Consider the following 26,317-nt stretch of genomic DNA (forward strand, 5'->3'; position numbering starts at 1 on the left):
GTGTCGTCGCGCTATGCCTCCCTGTCACGGGACGAGCTCGCGCGGCTCGTGCCGGAGCTGCTGCTGATCGGTCAGCTGATCGACCGCTCCGGGATGGCCTGGTGCATCCAGGCGTTCGGCCGCGAGGAGATGGCCCAGATCGCGATCGAGGAGTGGGCGAGCGCCTCCCCGGTCTACACCCGGCGCATGCAGCGGGCCCTGGGTTTCGAGGGCGACGACGTGGTGACCATCTTCAAGGGGCTCCAGCTCGACATCGGTGCCCCACCGCAGTTCATGGACTTTCGCTACACGGTGCACGACAAGTGGTCCGGGGAGTTCCACCTCGACCACTGCGGCGCCCTGATGGACGTCGAACCGATGGGACCCGACTACGTCCGCTCGATGTGCCACGACATCGAGGACCCCACCTTCGACGCCACGGCCATCGCGACCAACGCGCGCGCCCAGGTCCGGCCGCTCCACCGGCCCCCGCGGGTCCCGGCAGGCAGGTCCCCCACTGCGCCTGGACGGTGAAGATCGCCGACGAGCACCCACCCGCACAAGCCCACTTCGGGCTCGCTGCGGTCGCGGCCTCCAGGGCCGCAGCCGTCGAGCTCGACCCGATCGAGCACTCCGACGCGGGTGCGGTCGACTACAGCGGACCGCTCCTCGTCGACCTCGACTTCGGCGCCTTCTCCCACGCGGCCCTGGTGCGGATGGCCGACGAGGTCTGCCTCCAGATGCACCTGCTGGTGCTGGGGTTCCGCAACGCCGTACGCCGACGGGCTGACGCCGCTCAGGAGCGCGAGATCGCCACCCGCCAGCTCATCGGGATCGCCGGCGTGGCCGCGTCGCGGCTCGCCTCGGCGCTCGACTCGGACCTGGGTCCGGAGAGGACTCAGGTCCGAGCGTGCCGGATGCTGGCCCTCCACCCGCTGCTCAACCCGGCCGCCTACGTCACCGCCGAGACCGGGTCGGACACCGTCACCGTGCGCCGGGGGGACGCCCACGAGGACGGGGCGTGGATCGACCTCGTCGGTCCCGACGAGACCCGTGCGCTGGCCGCGGCCGTGCAGGCGCTCGACCCGCACCTCGACGTCGAGGTGTCCGGGACGGACGAGGAGTGGTCGCTGCGGGTCGTGCGCCGCGACCAGCCGGCGAGGGTGGCGGACGAGGTCGCGGTGACGCGCTTCTCCACCGGCGCCGACTGGCAGTTCGAGACCCGGCCCTCACTGCCGATCTGGCCGGTATGAGGATCCACCGGGCGCCTAGTGTGGGTTCGGTGATCGGGACTCCGGGGGGCAGCGAGGAGCGGCCGGCGATCTTCTTCGCCGACGCCGACGAGTGGCGCGCCTGGCTCGAGGCCAACCACGAGAGCGCCAGCGAGATCTGGATGGGGCTGCGCAAGCGACACGTCTCCGATCGGGGGCTCACCTGGGCCGAGGCGGTGCCGGTGGCCTTGTGCTTCGGCTGGATCGACTCGGTCTCCCAGGGCATCGACGACGACTGCCGGCGCCAGCGGTGGACCCCCCGCAAGCCCAGCTCGGTGTGGAGCGAGGTCAACATCGCCCACGTCGAGCGCCTCACCGCCGAGGGGCTGATGCATCCGGCCGGGCTGGCTGCCTTCGAGCGACGCAAGCCGGAGAAGTCGGGCATCTATGCCTATGAGGCGCCCGCCGCCCTCGACGACGAGCAGCGGGCCCGGCTGCTGGCCGACGCAGGTGCCGCGGCCTTCTGGGAGGTGGCGACCCCGTCCTATCGCAAGGTCGCGGAGAACTGGGTGGTCTCGGCCAAGCGGGAGGAGACCCGGGAGAAGCGGCTTGTCCAGCTGATCGAGGACTGCTCGCACGGACGGCTGATCCCCTCGCAGCGGTATGGCGAGGCGCCGCGCTGGGTCGAGCGGGCAGCCCGCGCCGCCGACGACGCGGCGGGAAGGACGCTCGAATGACATCGGTTCCGGACGTCCTGGCCCCGGCGACGCTGGGCCCGGTGTCGTTGCGCAACCGCGTGGTCAAGGCTGCCACCTTCGAGGGCCGGACGCCGGACGGTCGCGTGAGCGACGAGCTGATCGACTTCCACGCGCGCCTCGCCCGCGGGCAGGTCGGTCTGACGACGGTCGCCTATCTCGCGGTCTCCCCCGAGGGCCGCACCCACCGCGACGTCCTCGTCGTGGGGCCCCACACCCGTGACGGCCTGGCCCGCCTCGCCGGCGCCGTGCACGCCGAAGGTGGCGCGATCGCCGGTCAGGTCGGCCACGCCGGGCCGGTGGCCAACGGCCGCTCCAACGGGGTCCGTGCCGTCGCTGCGAGCCGGATGCCGAGCCCGCTGTCGATGCAGATGGTGCGCACGGCAACCCGGGCCGACATCTCGCGGGTCACCCGCGCCTATGTCGACGCTGCCCGCGTCCTCGTCGACGCCGGGTTCGACGTGCTGGAGCTGCACATGGCCCACAGCTATCTCATCTCCTCGTTCCTCGCGCCGGGGCTCAACCGTCGCAAGGACGAGTGGGGTGGGCCGCTCGCCAATCGGGCCAGGCTGGCGAGGGAGGTGGCGCGCGCCGTACGCGAAGAAGTGGGGGACGCGGCCGCGGTGACGGCGAAGGTGTCGTTGTCGGACGGCTTCAAGGGCGGGGTGACGACGCAGGCCGGGCTGGAGCTGGCGCAGCTGCTCGAGAGCGACGGGCACCTGGACGCGCTGCAGCTCAGTGGCGGGTCGTCGCTGATGAACCCGATGTATCTCTTCCGCGGGGACCCCCCGCGCGCGGAGTTCGCGGCGGTGATGCCGCCGCTCGTGCGCTGGGGATGAGGGCCACGGGTGGCCACTTCCTCAAGGACTACGCCTTCGAGGAGGGCTACTTCCGCGACAAGGCTTTGGCATTCCGCGAGGGGTTGTCGATGCCGCTCATGCTGCTGGGTGGGATCAACCGGCTCGAGACGATGCAGCAGGCAATGGTCGACGGCTTCGACTATGTCGCGATGGGCCGCGCGCTCCTCATCGAGCCCGACCTGGTCGCGCGGCTGTCGGCGGGGGAGACCACGACCGGCCTCTGCACCCACTGCAACCGGTGCATGCCGACGATCTATGCCGACGGCGGGACGCGCTGCACCGAGGTCGGTTAGGCGTCGCCCCCGGGTCGATACCCTCGCCCGGTGGTGACCATCGGCGGGACAGGCGTGATGTTGCTGGCCTCGTTGGTCACCCTCGCCGTGTTCGCGCTGGTCGCCCGAGCCCTGAGTGGCCGTTTGGGCAGGGTCACCGCGATCGCGCTGTCCGGCTTCACGTGGACCGTCGTCGTGCTCGGCGTCCTCACCCTGTTGCCGGCTCAGTGGGATCCCGGCGTCGTGCCGGCCGACTCGCGTCCCGAGACGTGCTCGATGGACTACGGCGGCCCGGCGCCCGACGGATTCTGGATCCTGTCCGGCAGCCAGCGCATGCTCAACGTCGCCGTCTTCGTCCCCGCCGGAGCGTTGTGGGTCCTCGGGGTGATGCGCTGGCGCGCCGGCTGGCTGCTGGCGCCCCTCGGCCTCGTCGCCCTCGGTCTCTACAGCGTGGCCATCGAGACGCTCCAGCTCGCCCTTGCGCGCATCGATCGCGCGTGCGACGTCACCGATGTCGTCGACAACATCACCGGGGCCGTGCTCGGCGGTGCGATCGGCCTGGTGCTGGGGCTCGTCCTCCGGCCGTGGCGGCACGACCGTGCGTGAGCTCCTGCGCCACCAGGGGGTGTTGCTGAACCGCAGCCTGTGGTCGTGGACCGCCGTGGTGCTGGGTGTGGGCGGCATCATCCAGGGGATCTATCAGGCCGCCGCCTGCGTCGGGGACGGCTGCTCGCCGGGCGGGTGGGTCGCCTACGCAGTTGTCCCGTTGCTCGCCGGGTGTGCCTTCTTGGCCGTCGGACTCGCATGGGACCGGTTGAGTGGATCGGATGACATCGACCGCTGAGCCGGGACCGGCCATCGGCTGCATGCTGCTCAGCCCACCCCTGGTTCAGCGATTCGTGAATACAGTCGACGATGTATGGTTGACCAATGATCAGCACCGGCGCCACCTCCCTCGGCGCCCTGGCCCGCTTCGGCCACGCGCTCTCCGACCCCACGCGGGCCAGCATCCTGATGACACTGCGGACGGCGCCGGCCTATCCTGCCGACCTCGCTGACGACCTCGGTGTGACGCGCCAGTCGATGTCCAACCACCTGGCGTGCCTGCGCGGGTGCGGCCTCGTCGTCGCCGAGCCGCAGGGGCGACGGACGCGCTACCGGCTGGCCGACGACCGGCTGGGCCACGCCCTGGGTGACCTCCAGGACCTGGTGCTGCTGACCGACCCCGAGGCCTGCGCCGAGTCGAGCGAGGGAGCGGTGCTGACATGACGACGCAGGACCACGACCACGCCCACCCGGTCATCACCGCCGAGCAGCGCGCGGCCTTGAGTCGACGCATCCGGCTGCTGGTCGTCTTCACGATCTCCTACAACCTCATCGAGTCCGTGGCCGCCCTGTTCGCGGGCGCGGTCGCCGACTCGAGTGCGTTGATCGGCTTCGGCCTCGGCTCGGTGATCGAGGTGTCGTCCGCGGCGGCGGTCGCGTGGCAGTTCGCCGGCCCCCGGCCCGAGGACCGCGAGAGGACGGCACTGCGCGTCATCGCGTTCTCGTTCTTCGGCCTGGCGGCCTTCGTGTCCTACGACGCCATCAGCAGCCTCGTCCGGCAGGAGGCGCCCGCTCACTCCACGCTGGGGATCGTCATCGCCGCGCTGAGCCTGCTGATCATGCCGACGGTCTCGCTCGTCCAGCGCCGGACCGGTCACCAGCTCGGCTCGCACTCCGCGGTGGCCGACTCGCGCCAGACCCTGCTGTGCGCGGTCATGTCGACGGTGCTGCTCGTCGGCCTCGTGGCCAACAGCCTCCTGGACTGGTGGTGGGCCGACCCGGTCGCCGCCCTCGGGATCGCCGCCCTCGCCGTACGCGAAGGAATCAATGCGTGGAACGGCGACGCCTGCTGCTCGGCGGAGGCACTGTTCGAGAGCGCCTGAGTCGGGCATCTCGCCACGAGGATCGCGGTTCAGCCGGTCGCCTCGACGCTCACCGGGCGGTCTGCGAGTCGCCATGCGAGCATGCCGTCGTGCAGGCGCAGGGCTCGCCGGCCACCGTCGTCGCGCGATGTCGCGATGGCGATCAGCGCTTGCGACCCCACACGACGTAGGCGATCGGGCCGAAGGGCTGCACGGACAGGGCCGGACCCCACAGCGCCTTGGGGCCGCGGACCAGCGACGCCGGCCGATGGCGCAGGTCGTTCGCGCACCACGCGGTTGCCGCGACCTCGAGGACGCCGGCCACGACGACGAGCTTCTTCTGGGTGGGCGTCATGTCGGCCCAGGACTTCTTTGCCATGACCCCACCGTAGATGGCGGCGAGCTACTGCTTCGCGACCAGCGTCAGCACGTCGTACGTCGCCACCGGCTCGCCCGAGCCGTTGACGACCGTGGCGTCCCAGCGCACCTCGCCGTAGTCGGCGTTGGTGCGAGGGGTGATCTGCTTGACCGTCAACGTGACCTGGATGGTGTCGCCGGCCTTGACCGGGGTGAGGAAGCGCAGCCGGTCGACCCCGAAGTTGGCCAGCACCGGCCCCGGGTCGGGGTCGACGAAGAGCCCCGCGGCCAGCGAGACGACCAGATAGCCGTGCGCGACGATGCCGCCGAAGAGCGGGTTCTTCTGGGCCGCAGCCTCGTCGGTGTGGGCATAGAACGTGTCGCCGGTGAACTCCGCGAAGTGCTCGATGTCCGCGAGCGTCACCGTGCGCGTGCTCGTGCTGATGGTGTCGCCGACCGCGAGCTCCGCCAGGCTCTTGCGGAACGGGTGGACGGGAGTCTCGGTGCGCGCCGAACCGGTGATCCACTGGCCGCTGATGGCGCTGAGCATGTCGGGGGAGCCCTGGATCGCCGAGCGCTGCATGTGGTGCAGGACCGCCCGGACCCCGCCGAGCTCCTCGCCGCCACCGGCGCGCCCGGGACCGCCGTGCACCAGCACCGGCAACGGCGACCCGTGACCGGTCGACTCGGCCGCGCTCGTCCGGTCGAGGACCAGCAGGCGCCCGTGCCACGGCGCCAGGCCGAGGGTGAGGGCACGCGCGACGGCCGGGTCGTGGCTGACGATCGAGCCCGCCAGGCTGCCCTGGCCGCGAGCGGCGAGGCGGACCGCGTCGTCGAGGTCGGTGTAGGTGATGACGGTCGCCACCGGCCCGAACGGCTCGATGTCGTGCGGCTCGCTGGCACCGGGGTGAGCACGCAGCAGCACCGGTGACATGAAGGCGCCGGTCTCCGCGTCCGCATCGACCACGTCGACGACGTCGGGGTTGCCGAAGACGATCTCGGCGGATGCGCGCAGCGCCTGGACTGCCTTGCGGACCTCGTCGCGCTGGGCCAGGGACGCCAGGGCGCCCATCCGCACACCGTCACTGGTCGGGTTGCCGACGGTGATCTTGGCCAGTCGCTGGGAGATCGCCTCCACCACGACGTCGGCCATCGGCTCGGGGACGAGCACCCGCCGGATCGCCGTGCACTTCTGCCCTGCCTTGACGGTCATCTCGGTGACGACGCCCTTGACGAAGAGCTCGAGCTCGGGGTCGTCGACGCCGACGTCGGTGCCGAGGATCGAGCAGTTGAGGGAGTCGGCCTCGACGCCGAGCCGCACCCCGCCGTGCAGCACCGAGGGGTGCTGGCGCAGGTGGGCCGCCGTCGCCGCCGAGCCGGTGAACGCCACCGAGTCCTGGGCGCCGAGCTCGTCGAGCAACCCGGCCGGCGACCCGCAGAGCAGCTGGAGGCTGCCCTCGGGCAGTAGGTCGGACTCGATGATCCGGCGAACGACCGCCTCGGTGACATAGGCGGTCTGGCTGGCCGGCTTGACGATGGTCGGCAGCCCGGCGATGAACGCCGGCGCGAGCTTCTCCAGCATGCCCCAGACGGGGAAGTTGAAGGCGTTGATCTGGACGGCGACGCCGGGCCGTGAGGTGTAGAGGTGCTGGCCGAGGAAGGTGCCCTCCCGACCGAGCCGCTCCGGCTGCCCGTCGAGCACGACGACGTCGTTGGGCAGCTCTCGGGTGCCCTTGGACGCCATCGAGAAGACGGTCCCGATCCCGCCGTCGATGTCGACCATCGAGTCGCGCGCCGTTGCCCCGGTGCGGGCGGAGAGCGCATAGAGCTCGTCCTTGTGCTCGCCCAGCATCTTGGCCATCGCCTTGAGGGCCGCCGACCGTTCGTGGAAGGTCAGGCTGCGCAGCGCCGGGCCGCCGACCTCGCGGGCGTGGGCCGTCATCGCGGCGAGGTCGAGCCCGGTCGCAGAGATGCGGGCCACCTCCTCACCGGTCGTGGCGTCGAGGAGCGGTTCGCCCTCGTCGCTGGCGCTGAACCAGGTGCCACAGGCATAGCTCTCGAGCAGGGGCGCGGCGGTTGCCGTGATGTCGGTCACCGTGTCAGACTATTCCTGACCGATCGGTCTGTAAATGCGCGCGTCGAGCAGGGAGCAACCGTGGGCGACACCCTCGAAGCGGACTTCGAGCACATCATCGAGCGGCATGAACGCATCGAGCCGCGCGACTGGATGCCGGAGCGCTATCGCGCCACCGTCGTGCGCCAGGTCGCGCAGCACGCCCACTCCGAGATCATCGGCATGCAGCCGGAGGGCAACTGGCTCACCCGTGCGCCGAGCCTGCGCCGCAAGGCGATCCTGCTGGCCAAGGTGCAGGACGAGGCCGGCCACGGGCTCTATCTCTACTCAGCCTGCGAGACGCTCGGTGTCACCCGCGCTGAGCTGACCGAGAAGCTGATCTCGGGCAAGCAGAAGTACTCCTCCATCTTCAACTACCCCACGCTGTCGTATGCCGACGTCGGCACCATCGGCTGGCTCGTCGACGGCGCGGCGATCTGCAACCAGGTGCCGCTGTGCCGCACCTCCTACGGTCCCTACGGCCGGGCGATGATCCGCATCTGCAAGGAGGAGTCCTTCCACCAGCGCCAGGGCTACGAGCTGCTGATGACGATGATGGGAGGGACCGACGAGCAGCGCGCGATGGTGCAGGAGTCGGTCGACCGGTTCTGGTGGCCGGCGCTGATGATGTTCGGTCCGCCCGACACTGGAGACATGGCCTCGCCCACTGGGCATACAGCCCAGTCGATGGCGTGGGGGATCAAGCGCGACACCAACGACGACTTGCGGCAGAAGTTCGTGGACATGTCCGTGCCGCAGGCCGAGGCACTCGGGGTCACGCTGCCCGACCCGGCCCTGACGTGGAACGCCGAGCGCGGCCACTACGACTTCGGCCAGCCCGACTGGGAGGAGTTCGCGGCCGTGATCGCCGGCTCCGGACCCTGCAACGCCCAACGGATCGCCCACCGCAAGCGTGCCCACGACGAGGGCGCCTGGGTGCGCGAGGCCGCGACCGCCTTCGCGGCCCGGTCAGTGGTCGAGGAGGACCGATGAGCGCCATACAGCCCGAATGGCCCCTCTACGAGATCTTCGTGCGCGGCAAGCGCGGACTCAACCACGTCCACGTCGGCTCGCTGCACGCCGCCGACGACGAGATGGCGGTGCGGCACGCGCGCGATGTCTACACCCGGCGCAACGAGGGGGTCAGCATCTGGGCCGTGCGCGCAGACCAGATCGTCGCCTCGAGCCCCGACGAGAAGGACCCGCTCTTCGCCCCCGCCGGCGACAAGGTCTATCGCCACCCGACCTTCTACTCCATCCCCGACGACGTCCCACACATGTGATGGACAGCCACGACCTGGACCTCGACCACGACTCCGTCTATGACGGGTTGCTCGGCGGTGACGCCTCCCAGTGGGCGTTCGGCACGGACTTCGAGGATCCCCTCGCCGGCGTCGACACGACCGTCCCCGCGGGCGTCGACCCGGGCGCGTTGGCGGCGTACTGCCTGATGCTCGGTGACGACGCGCTGATCTATGCCCACCGCCTCTCGGAGTGGACGAGCAACGCGCCCGACCTCGAGGACGACATCGCGCTCGCCAACATCTCCCTCGACCTCCTCGGACAGGCGCGGCTGCTGCTCGCGCGCGCGGCGGCGGCCGATCCCGGTGTCGTCCCGACGATGCCCGAGGGATCGCCGGTCCCGGCCGAGGACGCGCTGGCGTTCTTCCGCGACGAGGCTGCCTTCCGCAACGTCCGCTTCGTCGAGGCGGACAACGGCGACTTCGCCGTGACGATCGCCCGGCTCCTGCTCTTCGCGACCCACCGGCTCGCCCTGCTCCAGCGGCTGACGACGAGCGTCGACCCGGTGCTCGCCGCCGTGGCCGCCAAGGGCGTCAAGGAGGTGACCTATCACCGTGACTACGCCGGCCGCTGGTTCGTCACGCTGGCCCGCGGCACCGAGGAGTCGCGGCGCAGGCTGGTCGCCGGCCTCGGCACCGTGTGGCCGATGTATGCCGAGCTCTCCCGCCCGTGCGAGGTCGAGGTCGCTGCCGCCGCGCAGGGCTTCGGCGTCGACCCGGCCACCCTGGCCGACGAGGTCGATGCGGTGGTCGAGCACGTCCTTGCCACCGCTGGCGTCGACCGACCCGACGTGGCCCCGTCCGGCACCGGACCGCTCGGTCGCGTCGGGCAGCACTCCGAGGCCATGGGCCCGCTGCTCGCCGTCATGCAGGTCGTGGCCCGCGCCCACCCGAAGGGGAAGTGGTGACGCCACCGAGCGCGCTCGCGGTGGCCGCCACCGTCACCGACCCCGAGATGCCGATGCTGACGCTGGTCGACCTCGGTGTGCTCCGCGACGTCGCCGAGGACGGTGAGCACGTGACGGTCACCATCACGCCCACCTACTCCGGCTGCCCGGCGATGGCGACGATGCGCGACGACCTCGTGCACGCGCTCACCGACGCGGGCTATGCCGACGTCGACGTTCGGATCAGCCTGAGCCCGGCCTGGTCGAGCGACTGGATCACCGAGAGCGGCCGCCGCAAGCTCCACGAGCACGGACTGTCGGTCCCCGGGCCGGCGCCGGTCGGCGACGGCGGACCGGTCCCGCTGACGCTGGCTCCCGTACGCCGCGCGATCGACTGCCCTCGTTGTGGGAGCGCGGCGGTCGCGCTCACCTCCGAGTTCGGGCCGACCGCCTGCAAGGCGCTCTATCGGTGCGAGGACTGCCTCGAGCCGTTCGAGCACGTCAAGGAGATCTGACGAGATGCTCAAGGTCCGCGGTGCCTTCCACCCCCTGACGGTCTCTGGGGTCGAGCCCCTCACCGACGACTCAGCGGCAGTCACCTTCGCTGTCCCCGAGGAGCTGCGCGCCGAGTTCGACTTCGCTGCCGGGCAGTCGCTGACCCTGCGCCGGACGATCGACGGCGTCGAGCACCGGCGCTCCTACTCGATCTGCGCCCCTGCGGGAGCCGCGCCGCGCATCGGCGTACGAGAGATTCCCGGCGGGTTGTTCTCGCGCTGGCTCGTGCACGAGGTGCGTCCCGGCGACGTGATCGAGGTGCAGACGCCGACAGGCTCCTTCGCGGCCAGCGACGAGCTGCCCGGACGCCACCTGTGCATCGCGGCCGGATCGGGCATCACGCCGATGATCTCCATCGCCTCGACCGTGCTGCGACACCCGGAGTCGCAGGTGACGCTGGTCTATGGCAACCGTCGCACCACGACGGTGATGTTCGCCGAGGAGCTCGCCGACCTCAAGAACACCTATCGCCACCGCCTCGACCTGGTCCATGTCCTCTCCCGCGAGCCGCGGGACGTGGAGCTCTTCTCCGGACGCCTCGACGCCGACCGGCTGCGACGACTCCTCACCACCCTGGTGCCGGTCGGGGAATGGACCACGTCTGGTTGTGCGGGCCGTTCGGGCTCATCGCCGACGCGCGCGCCGTGCTCACCGAGCTGGGGGTGCCCAGGGACCGCGTGCACTTCGAGCTGTTCTACGTCGACGAGCCGCCGCCGGAGCTGTCGCGTCCCGAGGCAGTCGTCACCGGCGACGTGAGCGACGTGACGATCACGCTCGACGGCCGGACGACGACGGCTGCCATCCCCCGGAGCTCCACGATCCTCGACGGCGCCGCGGCGTCACGCAGCGACCTGCCATACGCCTGCAAGGGAGGGGTCTGCGGCACCTGCCGCGCCCACGTCACGAGCGGTGAGGTCGAGATGCGCCGCAACTATGCACTCGACGACGACGAGGTGGACCGCGGATTCGTGCTCACCTGCCAGACCCATCCCGTCTCCGCCGAGGTCACCGTCGACTTCGACGCCTGAGGCTCCGCTGCCAGAGGCTCACAGGACCGACGGTCCTGCCGCAACGGCCGAAGGACCCTTCCCCCTCCGAGCTGTGGGCCCTTAGCCTCGGAGCAGGTGCAGTGCGACCCGTCGGGAGACATGTCATGAAGACCAAGAGGCTCCTTTCTGCTCTGCTCGCGGCGGTGCTCGCACCGTCGCTCGTCGCACCCTCGAGTGGTCAGGCCGCGTCCGACGCCGTGTCGGAAGCCGCCTCGACACCTGTCCTGGTCGCCGTCCGAGCCGCGCACCGCGCCGGGGTCGACCGGGTGGTCTTCGAGTTCCGCGGTGGCCTGCCCGAGCAGCGTGAGGTCGTCTACGTCGACCGCTTGTTCGCCGACGGCTCCGGACGCCGGGTGCGCGTGGCAGGGCAGGCGCTGCTCCGGCTCCGCTTCGAGGCGGCGCAGGCCCACACCGACGCCGGGGTGGCCACGGCCGCACCGCGACGGGTGGCGTTCGCCCTGCCCAACGTGATGACTGCCGTCCGATCAGGCGACTTCGAGGCCGTCGTGACCTACGGGCTGGGGGTGGCCCGCCGTACGCCCGTGCGGGTGGAGACGCTGCGCAGTCCCGACCGGGTCGTCGTCGAGGTGGGCGCCCGCTTCCCGACCGTCCAGCGGCGCGTGTGGTTCTTCCACCGCGACCGCTACACCGACAACCGAGAGCCCTTCTTCGTGCCCGTCCTGCGCCCGGTCCCACCGGGCTCACTGGCCACCGGGGTCATGGACCGGCTGTTCGCCGGACCCCTGCCCCGTGAGCAGGCACGCGGACTGCGTCTCCTGCGGTCGCGGGCCACGGGCTACGCCGGTCTCGCGATCACCGGCGGTGTGGCACGCCTGCGTCTGACCGGCGGGTGCAGCAGCGGCGGCTCGACGGTCAGCATCGCCGGCGCGATCCTGCCCAGCCTCCACCAGTTCGACTCGGTGGACCGGGTCGTCCTCCGCGACCCTGCCGGGGCCACCCTGGGCGCCGACGGGCCAGGCGACTCCACCCCGGAGTGCCTCGAGCCCTGACCCTCAGCCCCGGGTCAGCCCGTCGAAGGCGATCCCGGTGATGGCGTCGGCGAGCACCCGGGCGTCGACCGACCCGCCGGGGTGGAACCACTCGACCGAGCTGTTGACCATCCCGAAGAGCAGGCGGCTGATCAGCTCGGGGTCGATGTCGTCGCGCAGCGTGCCCTCGCGGCAGGCGTCGCGGACCAGGTCGGCGAGCACGCCGTCGATCGCCCGCCGCCGTTCGAGGGCTGCCTGCTCGACCTCGCTGTTGCCGCGGGCGCGCAGCAGCAGGGTGACGGCGGGGAGGTGGTCGACCAGGATCTCGACCGACGAGTGGATCGCGGCGCGCAGTCGCGCCTCCGCCGGCTGCCGGCTGGTGGCGGCGATCGCGGTGACGGTGCTGTCGAGCGCGTCGAGGGCCTCGTCGAGCGCAGCGGCCAGCAGGTGCTCCTTGCTCGGCACGTGGTGATAGATCGCCGACTTGGTCAGGCCGAGCTCGCGGGCGAGGTCGCCCATGCTGGTGGCGTCATATCCCTGCCGGTTGAACACGTCGATGGCGCGCCGGAGCACCGTCGCCTGGTCATAGCCGGGGCGACCCCGTCTCGCAGGGACGCTCCCGGATGCAGGTTCGGCGGACATGCGCCCAGCCTCGCACGCGCCGGGACTCGCGGGTGCGGGGATTGTCACGGCCGCGGGGTAGCATGGCGTTCGCCTTCGTTGCTTGATCATCCCGATCCGGCTGCGGGGCCCCGATCAGTCGGGTGTCCACCGTGTCGTTCTGACGCGAGACACTGTCGGGTTCTGCGTCGCCGCTTCGCCACACAATCCGCGGTCGACGCAGGTAGTGCTGTCCGTCGCGGGGCGCGGCGGGCATCTCGAGGAGGAAATGAGTGGCTCAGCGAGGCCGACGCACATCCACCGCCCGGCGCGGTGGGACCAAGGTGATCCGCAAGGACAACGAGGGGATCATCCCCGTCCTTGCGCGGTCCGTGCGCGAGGTGGAGCAGGCTGCCGAGCGCGGCAAGGTCGCCCCGCACGGGCGTGCGACCTTCCAGGTCGTGGCGCTGCTCGTGCGCGACGAGCGCAACCGGCTCAACGCCGACACCGAGCTCGCCGAGGGCCGCAAGGCCGAACAGCTCAAGCGCCTCGACGGCATCGCCACCATCCTGGCCAAGACCGCTGCCCGCGACACCTCGCTGCTGCAGCTGCTGGCCGAGGACGCCGAGATCTCCGAGGGCGCCCGGGCGCTCAAGCGACAGATGCTCAAGGCTGCCGGCATCGACGTGGTCGAGGAGGTCGAGCCGCTCAAGCCCAAGACCTCCGCCTCGACCTCCAGCCGTCGGGTGATCCCCCAGTCGGTGATCTCGCGACAGCTGGCAAACCCCTTCCTCGTCCCTGACTTCTCGGGCGTCGAGTCGCGACGGGTCGAGGCCCGACGGCTGGCCAACTGGGAGCTGCTCGAGCCGCTCTTCAAGTCCTTCGAATATGTCGGCGGCGGAGCATCGGCCTGCATGCGGCTGCCCAGCGCCACACCCGTCCCGGGGGTGGCCCTGATGCCCCACCAGGCCCAGCTCGTGGCGGCTGCCGCTGCCGGTCACCGCACCTTCCTGCTCGCCGACGAGCCCGGCCTCGGCAAGACCGCCCAGGCGCTGCTCGCCGCGCAGGCTGCCAACGCGTGGCCGCTCCTGTGCGTCGTGCCCAACGTCGTCAAGGCCAACTGGGCCCACGAGGCCAGCCTGTGGGTGCCCAACCGCTCGGTCACCGTCATCCACGGTGACGGCGAGGACGTCGACGGGTTCGCCGACATCATCGTCGTCAACTACGAGGTCCTCGACCGCCACGTCGGCTGGCTCGGCGACCACGGCTTCCGCGGCATGGTGGTCGACGAGGCCCACTTCATCAAGAACAAGTCCTCCCAGCGCTCCCAGCACGTCCTCGAGCTCTCGGAGCGGATCCGCGGCCGCATCGCCCGGCCGCTGCTGATGGCGCTGACCGGCACGCCGCTGATCAACGACATCGAGGACTTCCGCGCGATCTGGCAGTTCCTCGGGTGGATCGACGACCACAAGCCGCTGGGCGAGCTGATGCGCAAGCTCGAGGACACCGGCCTGATGCCCGGGGAGCCCGGTTTCTATCCCAACGCGCGCCGCTCGGTGATCGAGATGGGCATCGTGCGCCGCAAGAAGATCGACGTCGCCGCCGACATCCCGGCCCGCCGCGTGGCCGACCTCCCGGTCGAGCTCGAGGGCGCCGAGGGCCGCTCCATCCGCGACGCCGAGCGCGAGCTGTCGCGCAGGCTCGTGCAGCGCTACGACGCTGCGCTGGAGGCGCGGACCAGCAAGGTCGTCGTCGACGGCATCGACACCGACCTCGTGCGCCGCGTGGCCAAGTGGGAGCGCGAGGACATGGAGTCGGCCAAGGACGGCGAGAACGTCTTCTCGATGATGCGCCGCATCGGCCACGCCAAGGCCGGCCTGGCCGCCGACTACACCGCCCAGCTGGCACGCAACGTCGGCAAGGTCGTCTTCTTCGCCAAGCACATCGACGTGATGGACGAGGCCCAGGCCGTCTTCGCCAAGCGCGGCATCCCCTACGTCTCCATCCGTGGCGACCAGACCGCCAAGGCCCGCGCGGCTGCCATCGAGTCGTTCACCAAGGACCCGGAGACCGCGGTCATCGTCTGCTCGCTCACCGCGGCCGGCGTGGGGCTCAACCTCCAGATCGCCTCCAACATGGTGCTCGCGGAGCTGTCGTGGACCGACGCCGAGCAGACCCAGGCGATCGACCGGATCCACCGCATCGGCCAGTCCGAGCCGGTCACCGCGTGGCGGATCATCGCCGCGCAGACCATCGACTCCAAGATCGCCGAGCTGATCGACTCCAAGGCCGGGCTGGCTGCCCGCGCGCTGGACGGCGCCGACGAGATCGCCTCCTCCGTCGACGTACAGCTCGAAGCCCTCGTCGGCCTGCTCACCGACGCGCTCACCGCCCGCGGCGGCCGCTGAGTCGCGCTGCCGTCAGCTGTGGGCGGTTGCAGCCAACTGATGACTGCAACCGCACACGACCCAGCTTCGTCGGGTCAGCCCATCAGCTTCCGGGCCATCGGCAGCGGCAGGTGCTTCAGCGCGAACCCGACCGGCACCCAGGGCCACGCCGGCACCCGGGCGGAGTCCTTCTCCTTCTCGATCGCGGCCACCATGGCGCGGACGCCCTTCTCGGTGGAGGCGACCAGGGGAGTGGTCTTCGACGTCGCGGACATCTCCGAGACGATGTAGCCGGGATAGAGCACGGTCACCTTGATCGGCGTCCCCATCACGTCGGCACGGAAGCCCTCGGCGAGGTGGGCGACGGCGGCCTTGGTGGCGGCATACGTCGTGATGTTCTTGGGCATCCCGCGCAGCGCCGAGACCGACGAGACCATGACCAGCTGGCCGGCGTTCTGCTCGCGGAAGATCTGGGCGGCAGCCTCGGTCTGGGCCAGGGCGCCGATGAAGTTGGTCTGCGCGGTCGCCAGGTTGGCGTCGAAGCGCCCGGTGCCGAGCGGCTGGCCCTTGCCAAGGCCGGCGTTGACGATGATCTTGTCCAGGGTGCCGAACTCCGCCCGGAACTCCTCGAACACGCGGAAGACCGCGTCGTGGTCGTTGACGTCGAGCGCCTTGACCGAGACCTTGACGGATCCGAGCGTGGCGGCCAGCGACTCGAGGCGATCGGTCCGGCGTGCGCAGAGCGCGAGGTCATAGCCGAGCGCGGCGAACTGTCGCGCCATCTCGGCGCCGAGGCCGGACGAGGCGCCGGTGATCAGGATCGTGGGCATGGTGGTCCTATCGGTAGGTCTGGTGGTCGGGGGTGAGGTGGGTGTGCTCGTTGAAGGCGAGCATCGTGGCGCCGCGGGAGCCGACGACGAAGCTGGTCACGCCGGCGTTGATGGTGACCTGGTTGAGCCGAAGCCACAGGTACGCCTGCAGGTCCGGGGAACCACCCAGGCGTGCGCTGGCGGCCCACGAGACGGGACCGCCACTGGTGAAGACGACCGCGGTGCCCCTGGGCTCCAACGAGGCGATGGTCCGGTCGAGGGCGTCCGACACCCGAGCCGAGAAAGCCGCGAACGACTCGTCGTAGTCGTCGTGCTCGCCGCCGGTCCAGCGCAGCGTCGCCGCCTCGAACCAGCCCTGGAAGGCGCGCTTGTCGGACAGCACGTCGACGTCCTCGGGGCAGGGTGGCGTTCGAGGACCTGGAGGTGGTCGAACTCGTTCCAGCCCTCGTCGATCGAGGTCGGCACCTCCCAACCGGCCGCTTCACTGGCTGCGGCGGCGGTCTGGCCGTGGCGCTTCATCGCGCCGGCGACGATCACGTCGGGGGTGATGCCCTGAGCAGCGAGAGCGGCACCCAGCACGCGTGACTGCGCCACGCCGAGCTCCGAGAGCTGGTCGTAGTCGTCCGCGCCCCACGAGGCCTGCCCGTGGCGCACCAGCAGGATGCGGCTCACGTGTCGATCACTTCGGCGATCCGGGCCTCCACCATCCGCACGGCCTCACCGAAGAGGGCATAGATCTCGTTGGTGGTCTGGCCCAGGACGTAGCGGTAGTAGATCTGCTGGGCGATCACGGCCAGCCGGAACAGCCCGAAGACCTCATAGAAGCGCCATTGCTCAGGGGTGACCTCGAAGCCCATCCGGGCGCAGTAGCGCTCGACGATCTCGGCGCGGGTCAGCATCCCGGGCAGGTGGGTCGGCACCCGGCGCATCATCTGGAAGGCGTCGCTGTCGTCAGCCTGGACCCAGTAGGCCATCGACCCGGCGAGGTCCATCAGCGGGTCGCCGAGGGTGGCCATCTCCCAGTCGAGGATCCCGACCACCCGGGTCGGGTCGTCGGGGTCGAGGACGAGGTTGTCGAGCTTGTAGTCGTTGTGGATGACGCACGTCGCGACGTCGTCGGGCTGGCGCTCGGCGAGCCAGGCCATCACCTGCTCGTAGTCGGGCACGTCGCCGGTGCGGGCGTTGCGATAGCGCACCGACCAGCCGTCGACCTGGCGTCGGACGTAGCCCGCGCCCTTGCCGAGGTCGCCCAGGCCCGCCGCCTCGGGGTCGACCGAGTGGAGCTCGACCAGTCGCTCGACGGCGCCGAGACACAGGGCGCGGGCCTGCTCGGGCGACAGCGGGACGTCCTGGGGCCACTCGCTGCGCGGGATGACGCCCTCGATGCGCTCCATGACATAGAAGTCGCCGCCCAGGACCGCGGCGTCGTCGCAGAAGGCGACCATCGCAGCGACATACGGGAAGACGGGTGCCAGGGCCTGCTGGATCCGGAACTCGCGGCGCATGTCGTGCGCGCCCTTGGCCTTGGTGCCCTTCGGTGCCCGTCGCAGGATCAGGTCGCGGGTGGGCCACCGGAGGAGATAGGTCAGGTTGGAGGCGCCGCCGGAGAACTGCTGGACCTCGGGCTCGCCGTCGAGGCCCTCGGCATCCGTGGCGTGCGCTCGCAGCCAGGACGCCACGGCGGCGACGTCGAAGGAGTCCTCGTCGCGGACCGGCCGCGCTCCGCGGACGGGGTCGGCGCTCACGAGAGCGACTCGAGTCGCCGGGCCTGCTGTCGCATGACTTCGTCGTATGCCGAGCGGTCGGCCCACTTGAGGAAGTACGCCTGGCGCGCGGCCTCGTCGGGCACGATCACGTCGTCCCCGGCATCGATTCCCGCCAGCACGGCTGCTGCGATCTCCTCGGCCGTGACCTGCGAGCTCTCCACCAGGGAGCCGATCACGGTCCCGACCACCTCATCGGAGCCGCGCATGGAGTCCATCAGGTTGGTCTTGAAGTAGGACGGGCAGACCGCGCTGGCGCGCACGCCGTGGGCGGCGAGCTCGTGTCCGCAGGTCTCGGTGAACGCCACGACCGCCGCCTTCACGGCGTTGTAGGAACCCATGCCGGCGGGGTGCACGAGGCCGGCCAGCGAGGCCACGTTGACGATGTGTCCGGACTGCTGGGCCTTGAGCATCGGCGTGAAGGTCTGCACGCCCTGCACGAGCCCGAACAGGTTGACGTCGAAGATCCAGCGCCAGTCGGCCATCGAGCACAGCTCGATGCGGCCGCCGCCGGCCACGCCCGCGTTGTTGACCAGGACGTCGAGCCCGCCCCACTTCTCCGCCACGAGCGCGAGGGCTGACGCCCAGTCGTCCTCGGACGTGATGTCGAGCTGGTGGATGCCGTCGCCTGCTGCGACGTCGGTGGCCAGCACCTCGTCGCCCCGGGCGCGGAAGGCGGCGGTGAGGGCCTCGCCGAGCCCGGAGGCCGCGCCGGTGACCAGGACGCGACGCTTGCCGGGGGCGCTCACTGGCCGCTCCGGGCCTTGGAGCGGCCGAGCTCGATCTTGGCGATCACGTTGCGGTGCACCTCGTCGGGGCCGTCGGCCAGCCGCAGCGAGCGAGCCCCGACGTAGGCAGCAGCGAGCGGGAAGTCGTCGGTCATGCCCGCGCCACCGTGCAGCTGCATGGCCATGTCGATGACGTCGAGGGCCATGTTGGGGACCTCGACCTTGATCTCGCTGACGGCCGAGAGGGCCTCCATCGACATCCCCTGGTCGAGCAGCCACGCGGCGTGCATGACGAGCAGGCGCGAGCGGTTGATCGCGATCCGGGCGTCGGCGATGCGTTCGCGGTTGCCGCCGAGGTTGGCCAGCGGCTTGCCGAAGGCGGTGCGGCTCAGCGCGCGGTCACAGGCGAGCTCGAGCGCGCGCTCGGCCAGCCCGATCGCGCGCATGCAGTGGTGGACGCGTCCCGGGCCGAGGCGGCCCTGGGCGATCTCGAAGGCGCGTCCCTCGCCGAGCAGGATGTTGGCGACCGGCACCCGCACGTCGTCGAAGGACACCTCACCGTGACCGAGGGGCTCGTCGTAGTAGCCCATCGTCGTCAGCATCCGCTCGACGGTCACGCCGGGAGAGTCGCGCGGCACCAGCACCATGGTGTGACGCGAGTGTCGGTCGGCGTCGGGGTTGGTGAGGCCCATGAAGACCAGGATCTTGCAGTCGGGGTTGCCGATGCCGGTCGAGAACCACTTGCGGCCGTTGATGACGACCTCGTCGCCGTCGACCACGGCGGTGGCCTCCATGTTGGTCGCGTCGGAGGAGGCGACGTCGGGCTCGGTCATGCAGAAGGCGCTGCGGATCTCGGAGCGCAGCAGTGGCTCGAGCCACTGCGCCTTCTGCTCCTCGCTGCCGTAGCGCAGCAGCACCTCCATGTTGCCCGTGTCGGGCGCGTTGGAGTTGAAGACCAGCGGGGCGAGGAACGAGCGCCCCATGACCTCGGCGAGGGGGGCGTAGTCGCTGTTGGTGAGGCCCTCACCACCGTCGGTGCCGAAGTCGGCGGCATAGCGGCCCGCGTGCTCGGCCGGCAGGAAGAGGTTCCACAGGCCCTGCTCCCGGGCCTTTGCCTGGAGCTGCTTGATCTGCGGGTCGGGCGTCCAGTTGTCGCCGCCGCTCTCGCGCGCGCGCCTGATCCGTTCGTGCAGCTCGGCCTCGATCGGCTCGATCTCGGCGTCCATGAACGCGCGGATCCGGGCGGCGAGATCGGCGGCGCGGGGGGAGAGGGAGAAGTCCATGGATTGACCCTAGACCCTTTGTTGAGCAATGCTCAATAGCGTGTCAGATCCTGTACGGCGACGGCTGAGCGCCGACGACCGTCGCCGCCAGCTCGTGGCGATCGGTCTGGGCCGGCTCGTCGACGTGCCGATCCAGGACCTGTCGCTCGACCAGGTGGCCGCCGAGGCCGGGATCTCGCGTGGGCTGCTGTTCCACTACTTCCCGACCAAGACCGACTTCTACCTCGCCTGCATCGCCGCCGCCGGCCGACGGATCCTGCGCAACACGGCCCCCGAGCCCATGGACCCCGGGCCGGTCCAGGTGCGGACGATGGTGACGGCGATGGTCGAGCAGATCGACCGGCGGCGCAGCTTCTATCTCACCCTCGTCCACGGCAGCGGAGTGGCGGACCCGCGGGTCAGCGAGGTCTATGACTCGGTGCGCTCGGTCTCGACCGACCGGGTGATCGCGGCCCTGGAGCTCCCGGCGACCAGCGGGCCGCTCGTGCACGCCTGGTGGGCCTACGTCGAGGACCGGGCGCTGAGCTGGTCGGCCGGACCGCCACAGGAGCGTGCGGAGACGCTCGACGAGCTGGTCGGCCACTGCGAGCGGGTGCTGGTGGCCGTGCTCGACGTCAGCGCCGCTTCCTCGTCCTGATCGCTGTCGCGACGACGGTGAACCGCTCGTCGTCGTCGCGGGCGATCCCGCGACAGGCGAAGTCGGTCTGGCGGCCACACCGGAAACGGGTCGAGGCGTTGACGATCGAGATCGTGACCGCCACGACCTTGGACGCGGCGAAGGGCGCGCGCTGCACGGCCCGGCCGCGCTTGTTGAAGCGCAGCCGGCGCGTCGCGACCGTGCCGTCGACGCGGTGGAGCACGAGGCGTGCGGCCCCCACGACCGGCGAGCGTGGCCCGCGGACGGCGACGCGCAGTCGCCATCGTCGGCCGGTGAGCTCGGCGGCGGGCCGCACGTGCACGGTCTCCGAGGCGAGGTGGTCGATGCTGGCCCGCTCCTTGTGCCGCCGCGTCGCCCTGGTCAAGGTGACGTCGGCCAGGGCCGGGGCGGGGGCGAACTCGGGCACCCCCGGCGCCTCGGCATAGGAGTCGAGCGGGTGCGTGTTGGCGGCCGCGAAGTCGGCATACACCTCGGGCAGGGTCTGTCGCTTGCGGCTCAGGGCGTTGTTGATCGCCGCGAGGGAGTAGCGGCGGGGCGCGGCCCGCCACACCCGCTTGACGATGCCGGGACCGAACCGCTGGCTGAGGTATTCCCAGAAGATCCAGTTGCCGTACTGGAAGCCGTAGGTCGAGCTCACCGCGTCGAGGGGGACGAAGGGCGCTCGCAGCTGGCTGTAGCGCAGGTATTGCCGGTTGTCGTTGACGTCGTCGGCGACCTGCTCCTCCATCCAGGTGGCCGTGGACTCGAGCATCCACGGGTCCTCGGTGTAGTCGTAGGCGAACTGCACGGCGTGGAAGAACTCGTGGGCTGCGGTGACAGCGAGGTCCTGCTCGGGTGTGGTCGGGCTCGGGAACTGCTCGTTCGAGTAGTCGTTGTCGAGCACGCAGAAGCCACTCGCAGTGCGCCCCGACACGCGCTTCTCGGCAGCGCAGTAGCCATACAGGCCCGTGCCGAGGTCCTTGAGATAGACGTCGACGCGGGCGTCGCCTCCCGCTGTCCCGTCGGAGACGGGCGGGCGGAAGCCCAGCTGCTCGACCTCGCGGTCATGGACCCGCTCCATGGTCGCGAGCGTCAGCGACACCCAGTCCGCGCTCGGTGGGGCGTCGGCGGTGGTGGCCACGTGGTGGATGCAGGTCGTCGGCCCGCACGTGCTCGTCGCGGGCACGGTGTAGCCGTTGCCGTGCGGGTCGGCCGCGCCGTCGGTGGGCCGGGCCAACAAGGCGTCGGCCTCGTCCTCCTCGCCCTCGGCCAGGTCGGGTCTCGAGAGCCACAGGTCTCGCAGTGCCAAGGTGGCGGAGGGGTCGGTGGGGCGTGCCTCGCCGGCGAGGACCCGCTCGGCCGTGTCGAGCGCCGCCATCGACCGACGCGCCGCGGGGTCGGGGAGGTCGGCCGCAGGATCTGCCGTGGCGACCGGCAAGGAGGAGAGGACCACCACGAGCAGGGCGCCGAAGAGCACGGCGGACCGGGTTGTCCTACGCACAGGTTTCCCTTCGTCGCGGGCTCGAACAAGTCGTCCGGACGAGGTTACGTCAGCGCCGGTTGATCGTCGTGGTCGTCAGCCGGAAGCGCTGGTCGTCGTCGCGGGGCACTCCGTGGCAGGCGTAGGGGGTCCGACGCCCGCAGTCATAGCGGGTCGAGGCGTTGGTCAGGACGACGACGACCTTGCGCACGCGGGCGGGGGAGAAGGTCACCACTCGCCGGCCGGTGCCGCGCCGGTCGAGACGGACGTTCGCCCGGGCGACCTTTCCGGACTTGAGGAAGACCATCGTCGAGGCCACCGCCCCACTGGTGCGGCGGGCATCGACGGCGATGCGCAGCCGTGCCCGGCGTGCCAGCCGTGCGCCCGGCCTGAGGGCCACGACGTGCGAGGCCAGGTGCGGGACGCCGATGGCTCGGTCCTGCCAGGCCTGGCGGCGTCCACCCAGACGCATCGTCCGGTCGGGTCGGGCCGCGCGATAGGCCGAGCCCTCGTCATAGGCCTTGCGGGGCTGGAGGTTGGCGAGGTTGAAGGCGGCATAGACCTTGGCGAACGCCTCGCCCCGGCTGCGTGTGAAGTGGCGCAGGGCCTCGACGGAATAGTCGTTTCGCCGACCGGCTCCGGCGTCGGCGAGCCGCCAGATGCGGCGGACCGCATCGACGCCGTAGCGCTGGGAGAGGAACTGGAAGAACAGCCAGTTGCCATAGCTGCCGAGCCCCGCCTGCCCGCTGTCGAGGGGCGTGCGGCGCGTGCCGAACTGGCCGTCGGCGAGGAACTGCCGGTTGTCGTTGACGTCGTCGGCGACCTGCTCCTCCATCCAGGTGGCGGTGGACTCCAGGAACCACTTGTCCTCACGCACGTCCATGCCGAACTGGACGGCGTGGAAGAGCTCGTGGGCCGCAGTGACACGCAGGCTCTCGTCCGGGGGCATCGGGAAACCGACGAAGTCGTCGTCGAGGACGCAGTAGGAGGAGGCGTGGTCACGCGTGCCGGCCACCGAGGCCTCCGGCGTGCAATAGCCGTAGAGCCCGGCGCGGGAGATGTCGGCGAGATAGATGTCGAACTGCGTGCTGTCCCCGCGACCGCCGTCGCTGGGCGGTGCCGGATAGCCGAGCTCGGCCATCTTGGCCAGCGAGAGCTCGGCCACCTCGATGTTTCGGCGCACCCAGTCGGGTGTCACCCCGTCGCTCGCGGTCATCGGCGGGGCGTCGGCGGTCGTCGTGACGTAGTGCACGCACACCCAAGCCCCGCACGCCCGTTCCTGCGGAGCGGCCGGGTCCCAGGTGAAGTCGGACGAACCGCTGGGCGGATCGCTGGGTCGGGCGAGCACCGTGTGGCCGCGGCGAGCGCTGAAGGCCAGGTCGAGGTCGGGATCCTGCGTGACGCCCTGGTCGAGGCCGAGGTAGGCGTCGCGCAGGTCCAGCGTCAGCTCGCGCGTCGGGGCAGGCAGACCCGGGTCGTCCCCGGACGCCTGCGCAGGAGCAAGGGGCGCGAGGACGGCCGTCAGACCGACGAGCATGGTGAGGAAGGTGCGCACTACATCTCCGCGATGTGCTCGATGATCGCCGTGGTGGAGATCGCAGGGGTGCGGGTCAGGTAGACGACCTCGCAGACGTCGGAGAACTCGTCGAACTTGCCGGCCCAGTCGTCGCCCATCACGAGCACGTCGGCGCCGTGCTCGACGAGGTAGTCGCGCTTGGCCTCCAGGCTCTCCTCGACGAACACCTCGTCGACGACCCTCAGCGCCGCGACGATCGCCAGCCGCTCGCGCTGGCTGAACACCGGCACCCGACCCTTCTTCCGCTCGTTGAGGGCATCGGCGGAGACGCCCACGACCAGCCTGTCCCCGAGCTCAGCGGCCCGCTCCAGCACGCGCAGGTGGCCGACGTGGAAGACGTCGAAAGTGCCGAAGGTGACCACGGTGCGGGACATGCGCGTCAATGTATCCGCCGGCTGGCTGAGAGGATCACGCAGTGACCACCTTGACACCGATCTCGTTGATCACGCCCGACCCGGGCGCTGACGAGGCGCGCCGCCGCGGGCTGCGCCAGATGCGGACCGTCGCGGTCGCGTTGCTGGTCCTCGCTGCCGTCGTCTACGTCGCCACGCTCGACCAGGACGGGTTCTGGGGTTTCGTCAACGCCGGCGCCGAGGCGTCGATGGTCGGCGCCATCGCAGACTGGTTCGCGGTGACTGCACTGTTCAAGCACCCCCTCGGGCTGCCGATCCCGCACACCGCGCTGATCCCCAAGCGCAAGGACGAGCTCGGCAAGGGGCTCGAGGAGTTCGTGGGGGAGAACTTCCTCCAGGAGGACATCATCCGCGACCGGGTGGGCGCGGCAGGGATCTCGGCGCGGGTCGGCGACTGGCTCTCCGACCCGGCCAACACCCGTCGGGTGGTCGACGAGGTGTCCGACGTGGCGGCGATCGCGCTGGGCAAGGTGCGCGACGAGCACATCGCCGACCTGGTCAGCGAGGCGTTCGTGCCGCGGTTCCGCGAGGAGCCGATCGCGCCGCTGCTCGGCAGCATGCTCACCGAGCTGGTCCGCGACGACCTGCACCACGGCCTGGTCGACCTTGCGCTCGACGAGATGCACCGCTGGCTGGTGCACAACGGCGACACCTTCGTCGAGGTCCTCGGGGAGCGCGCCCCCTGGTGGGCGCCGCCGCGTCTCAACGAGGCAGTGACCCAGCGGCTGCACGTCGAGGCGATCCGCTGGATCTCCGACATCCGTGAGGACCCCGACCACCACGCACGCGCTGCGATGGACTCGATGCTGCGGCAGCTCGGCCAGGACCTGCTGACCGACCCGCAGACCCAGGACCGGGCCGAGCGCTTCAAGGAGCGCCTGCTCGACCACCCGCAGGTCGTCACCACGGCCATCTCGCTGTGGAAGGCGATGCGCTCGGCGCTGTTGAGCTCGATGCGCGACCGCAACGGGGCGGTGCGCCAGCGACTGCAGCAGGAGCTCGACGCGTTCTCCGGACGCATCGCCACCGACGCCGCGCTGCGGGAGAAGCTCGACAAGGCCGCCGCCGACGTCGCCGTCTTCGCCGTGTCGAGGTATGGCGCTGAGCTGACCGCCGTCATCACCCACACCATCGAGCGCTGGGACGGCAAGGAGGCCGCGCGCCGCATCGAGCTCCACGTGGGGCGCGACCTGCAGTTCATCCGGATCAACGGCACGATCGTCGGCGGGCTCGTCGGCGTCCTCATCCACGCAATCAGCCTGGCCGTGCACTGATGGAGGACCCCATGGACGTCCCGATCCGCGACGAGTCGATCCGACTCGGGCAGTTCCTCAAGCTGGCCAACCTGGTCGAGAGCGGCGCCGAGGCCAAGCCGGTGATCGCCGACGGGCAGGTCAAGGTGAACGGCGAGGTGGAGACCCGGCGTGGCCGGCAGCTGGTCGTCGGCGACGAGGTCGACCTGGCGGGCCAGAGTGCCCGCGTCGTGGCCGGAGACGACTCAGGGGACGCCGGCATCGACGTCCCCTGGTGAGCTGATGGGTCAGCGGACCTCGAGCAGGTCCACCACGAAGATCAGCGTCTCGCCGGGCTTGATCGCGCCGCCGGCCCCGCGGTCGCCATACCCGAGGTGCGGGGGGATGACGAGGCGACGCCGGCCGCCGACCTTCATGCCCTGCACGCCGGTGTCCCAGCCCTGGATCACCTGGCCGATGCCGAGGCGGAAGTCGAGCGGGGCGCCGCGGTTGTAGGAGGCGTCGAACTCCTCGCCACTCGAGTGTGCGACCCCGACGTAGTGGACGGAGACGGTCGAGCCGGAGGTGGCTTCGGCGCCGTCACCCTCGACGAGGTCGGTGACCTCGAGGTCGGCGGGGGCATCTCCCATGTGCGGGTCGACGTCAGGCTTCTGCATGGTCGGGCCTTTCTGTGGCGGTCAGGTCTGGTGGACGTAGCTGTCGAGCTGGTCGCGCTCGAACTCGAGCTCGCCGATGCGAGTCTTCACCACGTCGCCGATGCTGATGATGCCGGTCAGCTTGCCGTCGGTGAGCACCGGGACGTGCCGGATGCGGTGCTCGGTCATCACCTGCATCAGGTCGGTGAGCGCCTCGTCGCCCTCACAGGTGCGCACCTCCGCGGTCATGATGTCGCGCACCGTGGAGTCGAGGACGCTGGTGTCGTCGCCGAGACGGCGCACGACGTCGCGCTCGCTGACGATGCCGTCGACACCCTCACCGTCGGCGCTCACGATCAGGGCGCCGATGTTGTGCTCGGCGAGGAGGCGGATCAGCTCCCGGACTCCTGCGTCGGGGCTGATCGTGATGACGTCGTGGCTGGACTTGGCGCTGAGAACGTCCTTGATGCGCATGGCTGCCTCCTGGGTGGATCGTG

The 26,317-nt window shown here is 70.7% G+C and carries 34 protein-coding genes and 1 pseudogene; 20 read left to right on the forward strand and 15 right to left on the reverse strand.

Features of this window, described 5'->3' with window-relative positions; genetic code table 11:
• The 9 genes from G7071_RS19250 to G7071_RS10720 all read left to right on the forward strand — a co-directional run bounded on the left by G7071_RS19250 (position 1) and on the right by G7071_RS10720 (position 5,005).
• Positions 1–513 carry a hypothetical protein gene (locus G7071_RS19250; protein ID WP_246209940.1) on the forward strand — a complete coding sequence of 171 codons (513 nt, stop codon included), beginning with the start codon at positions 1–3 and terminating at the stop codon, positions 511–513.
• Positions 510–1,232, forward strand: coding sequence for a hypothetical protein (locus G7071_RS19255; protein ID WP_246209941.1), 723 nt, complete (start codon positions 510–512; stop codon positions 1,230–1,232). Before G7071_RS19250 ends, G7071_RS19255 begins: the two co-directional genes overlap by 4 nt.
• 29 nt (positions 1,233–1,261) lie before the next feature.
• On the forward strand, positions 1,262–1,927 hold the full coding sequence (locus G7071_RS10695) for a YdeI/OmpD-associated family protein (protein ID WP_206062768.1): 666 nt from the start codon (positions 1,262–1,264) through the stop codon (positions 1,925–1,927).
• Positions 1,924–2,784, forward strand: coding sequence for an NADH:flavin oxidoreductase (locus tag G7071_RS10700; RefSeq protein WP_246209942.1), 861 nt, complete (start codon positions 1,924–1,926; stop codon positions 2,782–2,784). The genes G7071_RS10695 and G7071_RS10700 overlap by 4 nt, the downstream gene beginning before the upstream one ends.
• On the forward strand, positions 2,781–3,098 hold the full coding sequence (locus tag G7071_RS19260; protein ID WP_246209943.1) for a beta/alpha barrel domain-containing protein: 318 nt from the start codon (positions 2,781–2,783) through the stop codon (positions 3,096–3,098). Before G7071_RS10700 ends, G7071_RS19260 begins: the two co-directional genes overlap by 4 nt.
• 30 nt (positions 3,099–3,128) lie before the next feature.
• A complete protein-coding gene (locus G7071_RS10705) occupies positions 3,129–3,683 on the forward strand; it encodes a VanZ family protein (RefSeq protein WP_166318372.1) in 555 nt (184 codons plus the stop codon).
• The gene (locus G7071_RS10710) at positions 3,676–3,921 is read left to right on the forward strand and encodes a hypothetical protein (protein ID WP_166318375.1); all 246 of its coding nucleotides are present in this window, start codon (positions 3,676–3,678) and stop codon (positions 3,919–3,921) included. The genes G7071_RS10705 and G7071_RS10710 overlap by 8 nt, the downstream gene beginning before the upstream one ends.
• An 86-nt stretch (positions 3,922–4,007) precedes the next feature.
• A complete protein-coding gene (locus G7071_RS10715; RefSeq protein ID WP_166318378.1) occupies positions 4,008–4,346 on the forward strand; it encodes an ArsR/SmtB family transcription factor in 339 nt (112 codons plus the stop codon).
• The gene (locus G7071_RS10720; RefSeq protein WP_166318381.1) at positions 4,343–5,005 is read left to right on the forward strand and encodes a cation efflux transmembrane domain-containing protein; all 663 of its coding nucleotides are present in this window, start codon (positions 4,343–4,345) and stop codon (positions 5,003–5,005) included. The genes G7071_RS10715 and G7071_RS10720 overlap by 4 nt, the downstream gene beginning before the upstream one ends.
• A gap of 29 nt (positions 5,006–5,034) precedes the next feature.
• Here the strand turns inward: G7071_RS10720 and G7071_RS19670 are convergent, their stop codons facing one another.
• Genes G7071_RS19670 through paaZ form a run of 3 tightly spaced genes read right to left on the reverse strand, consistent with a single transcriptional unit; the run spans position 5,035 to position 7,436 of the window.
• Complete coding sequence (locus G7071_RS19670; RefSeq protein ID WP_281351655.1) at positions 5,035–5,166, reverse strand: hypothetical protein; 132 nt, start codon at positions 5,164–5,166, stop codon at positions 5,035–5,037.
• On the reverse strand, positions 5,148–5,363 hold the full coding sequence (locus tag G7071_RS10725; protein WP_166318384.1) for a PLDc N-terminal domain-containing protein: 216 nt from the start codon (positions 5,361–5,363) through the stop codon (positions 5,148–5,150). Before G7071_RS10725 ends, G7071_RS19670 begins: the two co-directional genes overlap by 19 nt.
• A 24-nt stretch (positions 5,364–5,387) precedes the next feature.
• Entirely contained in the window at positions 5,388–7,436 is a 2,049-nt protein-coding gene (gene paaZ, locus G7071_RS10730) for a phenylacetic acid degradation bifunctional protein PaaZ (protein ID WP_215727620.1), read from the reverse strand.
• A gap of 60 nt (positions 7,437–7,496) precedes the next feature.
• Between paaZ and paaA the strand changes: the two genes are divergently transcribed.
• From paaA to G7071_RS10760, 7 genes are all read left to right on the forward strand, one after another.
• Positions 7,497–8,447: a 1,2-phenylacetyl-CoA epoxidase subunit PaaA gene (gene paaA, locus G7071_RS10735; RefSeq protein WP_166318387.1), complete on the forward strand. Its 951-nt coding sequence runs from the start codon at positions 7,497–7,499 to the stop codon at positions 8,445–8,447.
• Entirely contained in the window at positions 8,444–8,737 is a 294-nt protein-coding gene (gene paaB / locus G7071_RS10740) for a 1,2-phenylacetyl-CoA epoxidase subunit PaaB (RefSeq protein WP_166318390.1), read from the forward strand. The genes paaA and paaB overlap by 4 nt, the downstream gene beginning before the upstream one ends.
• Positions 8,737–9,663 carry a 1,2-phenylacetyl-CoA epoxidase subunit PaaC gene (gene paaC, locus G7071_RS10745; protein WP_166318393.1) on the forward strand — a complete coding sequence of 309 codons (927 nt, stop codon included), beginning with the start codon at positions 8,737–8,739 and terminating at the stop codon, positions 9,661–9,663. The genes paaB and paaC overlap by 1 nt, the downstream gene beginning before the upstream one ends.
• Positions 9,660–10,157 (forward strand): 1,2-phenylacetyl-CoA epoxidase subunit PaaD, encoded by a 498-nt coding sequence (gene paaD, locus G7071_RS10750; protein ID WP_246209944.1) that lies wholly within the window; start codon positions 9,660–9,662, stop codon positions 10,155–10,157. Before paaC ends, paaD begins: the two co-directional genes overlap by 4 nt.
• A gap of 4 nt (positions 10,158–10,161) precedes the next feature.
• Positions 10,162–10,953 carry an FAD-binding oxidoreductase gene (locus G7071_RS10755; protein WP_246209945.1) on the forward strand — a complete coding sequence of 264 codons (792 nt, stop codon included), beginning with the start codon at positions 10,162–10,164 and terminating at the stop codon, positions 10,951–10,953.
• A gap of 5 nt (positions 10,954–10,958) precedes the next feature.
• On the forward strand, positions 10,959–11,225 hold the full coding sequence (locus G7071_RS19265; protein WP_246209946.1) for a 2Fe-2S iron-sulfur cluster-binding protein: 267 nt from the start codon (positions 10,959–10,961) through the stop codon (positions 11,223–11,225).
• A 125-nt stretch (positions 11,226–11,350) separates the two neighbouring features.
• Positions 11,351–12,256 carry an AMIN-like domain-containing (lipo)protein gene (locus G7071_RS10760; protein ID WP_166318399.1) on the forward strand — a complete coding sequence of 302 codons (906 nt, stop codon included), beginning with the start codon at positions 11,351–11,353 and terminating at the stop codon, positions 12,254–12,256.
• A gap of 3 nt (positions 12,257–12,259) precedes the next feature.
• Here the strand turns inward: G7071_RS10760 and G7071_RS10765 are convergent, their stop codons facing one another.
• The gene (locus G7071_RS10765; RefSeq protein WP_166318402.1) at positions 12,260–12,877 is read right to left on the reverse strand and encodes a TetR/AcrR family transcriptional regulator; all 618 of its coding nucleotides are present in this window, start codon (positions 12,875–12,877) and stop codon (positions 12,260–12,262) included.
• A 251-nt stretch (positions 12,878–13,128) separates the two neighbouring features.
• On the opposite strand from G7071_RS10765, the gene G7071_RS10770 reads away from it, so the two are divergent.
• Positions 13,129–15,243, forward strand: coding sequence for a DEAD/DEAH box helicase (locus tag G7071_RS10770; RefSeq protein WP_166318405.1), 2,115 nt, complete (start codon positions 13,129–13,131; stop codon positions 15,241–15,243).
• Positions 15,244–15,317: 74 nt separating this feature from the next.
• On the opposite strand, the gene G7071_RS10775 is transcribed toward G7071_RS10770, so the two are convergent.
• The 6 genes and pseudogenes from G7071_RS10775 to G7071_RS10800 form a co-directional block, all read right to left on the reverse strand.
• Complete coding sequence (locus G7071_RS10775) at positions 15,318–16,052, reverse strand: SDR family oxidoreductase (RefSeq protein ID WP_166318408.1); 735 nt, start codon at positions 16,050–16,052, stop codon at positions 15,318–15,320.
• Between the two features lie 7 nt (positions 16,053–16,059).
• The gene (locus G7071_RS19675) at positions 16,060–16,434 is read right to left on the reverse strand and encodes a histidine phosphatase family protein (protein WP_166318411.1); all 375 of its coding nucleotides are present in this window, start codon (positions 16,432–16,434) and stop codon (positions 16,060–16,062) included.
• Positions 16,435–16,532: 98 nt separating this feature from the next.
• Positions 16,533–16,724: pseudogene (locus G7071_RS20020) on the reverse strand (histidine phosphatase family protein); the annotation flags it as partial.
• The gene (locus tag G7071_RS10790) at positions 16,721–17,797 is read right to left on the reverse strand and encodes a phosphotransferase family protein (RefSeq protein ID WP_166318414.1); all 1,077 of its coding nucleotides are present in this window, start codon (positions 17,795–17,797) and stop codon (positions 16,721–16,723) included. The pseudogene G7071_RS20020 and the gene G7071_RS10790, both read right to left, overlap by 4 nt.
• Entirely contained in the window at positions 17,794–18,564 is a 771-nt protein-coding gene (locus G7071_RS10795) for an SDR family NAD(P)-dependent oxidoreductase (protein ID WP_166318417.1), read from the reverse strand. Before G7071_RS10795 ends, G7071_RS10790 begins: the two co-directional genes overlap by 4 nt.
• On the reverse strand, positions 18,561–19,826 hold the full coding sequence (locus G7071_RS10800; protein ID WP_166318420.1) for an acyl-CoA dehydrogenase family protein: 1,266 nt from the start codon (positions 19,824–19,826) through the stop codon (positions 18,561–18,563). Before G7071_RS10800 ends, G7071_RS10795 begins: the two co-directional genes overlap by 4 nt.
• A gap of 40 nt (positions 19,827–19,866) precedes the next feature.
• Here G7071_RS10800 and G7071_RS10805 point away from each other — a divergent pair, with 40 nt between their 5' ends.
• A complete protein-coding gene (locus G7071_RS10805) occupies positions 19,867–20,463 on the forward strand; it encodes a TetR/AcrR family transcriptional regulator (protein ID WP_206062769.1) in 597 nt (198 codons plus the stop codon).
• Here G7071_RS10805 and G7071_RS10810 read toward each other — a convergent pair.
• From G7071_RS10810 to G7071_RS10820, 3 genes are read right to left on the reverse strand one after another with little or no spacing between them, the layout of a single operon-like run.
• Entirely contained in the window at positions 20,441–21,964 is a 1,524-nt protein-coding gene (locus tag G7071_RS10810; protein ID WP_166318423.1) for an MXAN_6640 family putative metalloprotease, read from the reverse strand. The two genes, G7071_RS10805 and G7071_RS10810, sit on opposite strands and share 23 nt — an antisense overlap.
• Positions 21,965–22,013: 49 nt before the next feature.
• Positions 22,014–23,498, reverse strand: a complete 1,485-nt coding sequence (locus G7071_RS10815; RefSeq protein WP_166318426.1) for an MXAN_6640 family putative metalloprotease — start codon at positions 23,496–23,498, stop codon at positions 22,014–22,016.
• Entirely contained in the window at positions 23,498–23,893 is a 396-nt protein-coding gene (locus G7071_RS10820; RefSeq protein ID WP_166318429.1) for an FAD synthase family protein, read from the reverse strand. The genes G7071_RS10815 and G7071_RS10820 overlap by 1 nt, the downstream gene beginning before the upstream one ends.
• 41 nt (positions 23,894–23,934) lie before the next feature.
• Between G7071_RS10820 and G7071_RS10825 the strand changes: the two genes are divergently transcribed.
• The gene (locus G7071_RS10825; RefSeq protein ID WP_246209947.1) at positions 23,935–25,206 is read left to right on the forward strand and encodes a DUF445 domain-containing protein; all 1,272 of its coding nucleotides are present in this window, start codon (positions 23,935–23,937) and stop codon (positions 25,204–25,206) included.
• 11 nt (positions 25,207–25,217) lie between these two features.
• Positions 25,218–25,463 (forward strand): RNA-binding S4 domain-containing protein, encoded by a 246-nt coding sequence (locus G7071_RS10830; protein ID WP_246209948.1) that lies wholly within the window; start codon positions 25,218–25,220, stop codon positions 25,461–25,463.
• Positions 25,464–25,472: 9 nt separating this feature from the next.
• Here the strand turns inward: G7071_RS10830 and G7071_RS10835 are convergent, their stop codons facing one another.
• Both G7071_RS10835 and G7071_RS10840 read right to left on the reverse strand, forming a co-directional pair.
• Entirely contained in the window at positions 25,473–25,841 is a 369-nt protein-coding gene (locus G7071_RS10835; RefSeq protein WP_166318432.1) for an FKBP-type peptidyl-prolyl cis-trans isomerase, read from the reverse strand.
• Between the two features lie 21 nt (positions 25,842–25,862).
• On the reverse strand, positions 25,863–26,294 hold the full coding sequence (locus G7071_RS10840; RefSeq protein WP_166318435.1) for a CBS domain-containing protein: 432 nt from the start codon (positions 26,292–26,294) through the stop codon (positions 25,863–25,865).
• Positions 26,295–26,317 lie beyond the last annotated feature (23 nt).

The sequence above is a fragment of the Nocardioides piscis genome (genome assembly GCF_011300215.1).
In the GTDB taxonomy this organism is placed as follows: domain Bacteria; phylum Actinomycetota; class Actinomycetes; order Propionibacteriales; family Nocardioidaceae; genus Nocardioides; species Nocardioides piscis.

Excerpts from the sequence above, each read along its gene's own strand:
- G7071_RS10700 (WP_246209942.1), top strand. The coding sequence starts at position 1,924 with ATGACATCGGTTCCGGACGTCCTGGCCCCGGCGACGCTGGGCCCGGTG.
- G7071_RS19260 (WP_246209943.1), top strand. The coding sequence starts at position 2,781 with ATGAGGGCCACGGGTGGCCACTTCCTCAAGGACTACGCCTTCGAGGAG.
- G7071_RS10715 (WP_166318378.1), top strand. The coding sequence starts at position 4,008 with ATGATCAGCACCGGCGCCACCTCCCTCGGCGCCCTGGCCCGCTTCGGC.
- G7071_RS10720 (WP_166318381.1), top strand. The coding sequence starts at position 4,343 with ATGACGACGCAGGACCACGACCACGCCCACCCGGTCATCACCGCCGAG.
- G7071_RS10725 (WP_166318384.1), bottom strand. The coding sequence starts at position 5,363 with ATGGCAAAGAAGTCCTGGGCCGACATGACGCCCACCCAGAAGAAGCTC.
- paaB (WP_166318390.1), top strand. The coding sequence starts at position 8,444 with ATGAGCGCCATACAGCCCGAATGGCCCCTCTACGAGATCTTCGTGCGC.
- paaC (WP_166318393.1), top strand. The coding sequence starts at position 8,737 with ATGGACAGCCACGACCTGGACCTCGACCACGACTCCGTCTATGACGGG.
- G7071_RS10755 (WP_246209945.1), top strand. The coding sequence starts at position 10,162 with ATGCTCAAGGTCCGCGGTGCCTTCCACCCCCTGACGGTCTCTGGGGTC.
- G7071_RS10760 (WP_166318399.1), top strand. The coding sequence starts at position 11,351 with ATGAAGACCAAGAGGCTCCTTTCTGCTCTGCTCGCGGCGGTGCTCGCA.
- G7071_RS10765 (WP_166318402.1), bottom strand. The coding sequence starts at position 12,877 with ATGTCCGCCGAACCTGCATCCGGGAGCGTCCCTGCGAGACGGGGTCGC.
- G7071_RS10775 (WP_166318408.1), bottom strand. The coding sequence starts at position 16,052 with ATGCCCACGATCCTGATCACCGGCGCCTCGTCCGGCCTCGGCGCCGAG.
- G7071_RS10800 (WP_166318420.1), bottom strand. The coding sequence starts at position 19,826 with ATGGACTTCTCCCTCTCCCCCCGCGCCGCCGATCTCGCCGCCCGGATC.
- G7071_RS10820 (WP_166318429.1), bottom strand. The coding sequence starts at position 23,893 with ATGTCCCGCACCGTGGTCACCTTCGGCACTTTCGACGTCTTCCACGTC.
- G7071_RS10830 (WP_246209948.1), top strand. The coding sequence starts at position 25,218 with ATGGACGTCCCGATCCGCGACGAGTCGATCCGACTCGGGCAGTTCCTC.
- G7071_RS10835 (WP_166318432.1), bottom strand. The coding sequence starts at position 25,841 with ATGCAGAAGCCTGACGTCGACCCGCACATGGGAGATGCCCCCGCCGAC.
- G7071_RS10840 (WP_166318435.1), bottom strand. The coding sequence starts at position 26,294 with ATGCGCATCAAGGACGTTCTCAGCGCCAAGTCCAGCCACGACGTCATC.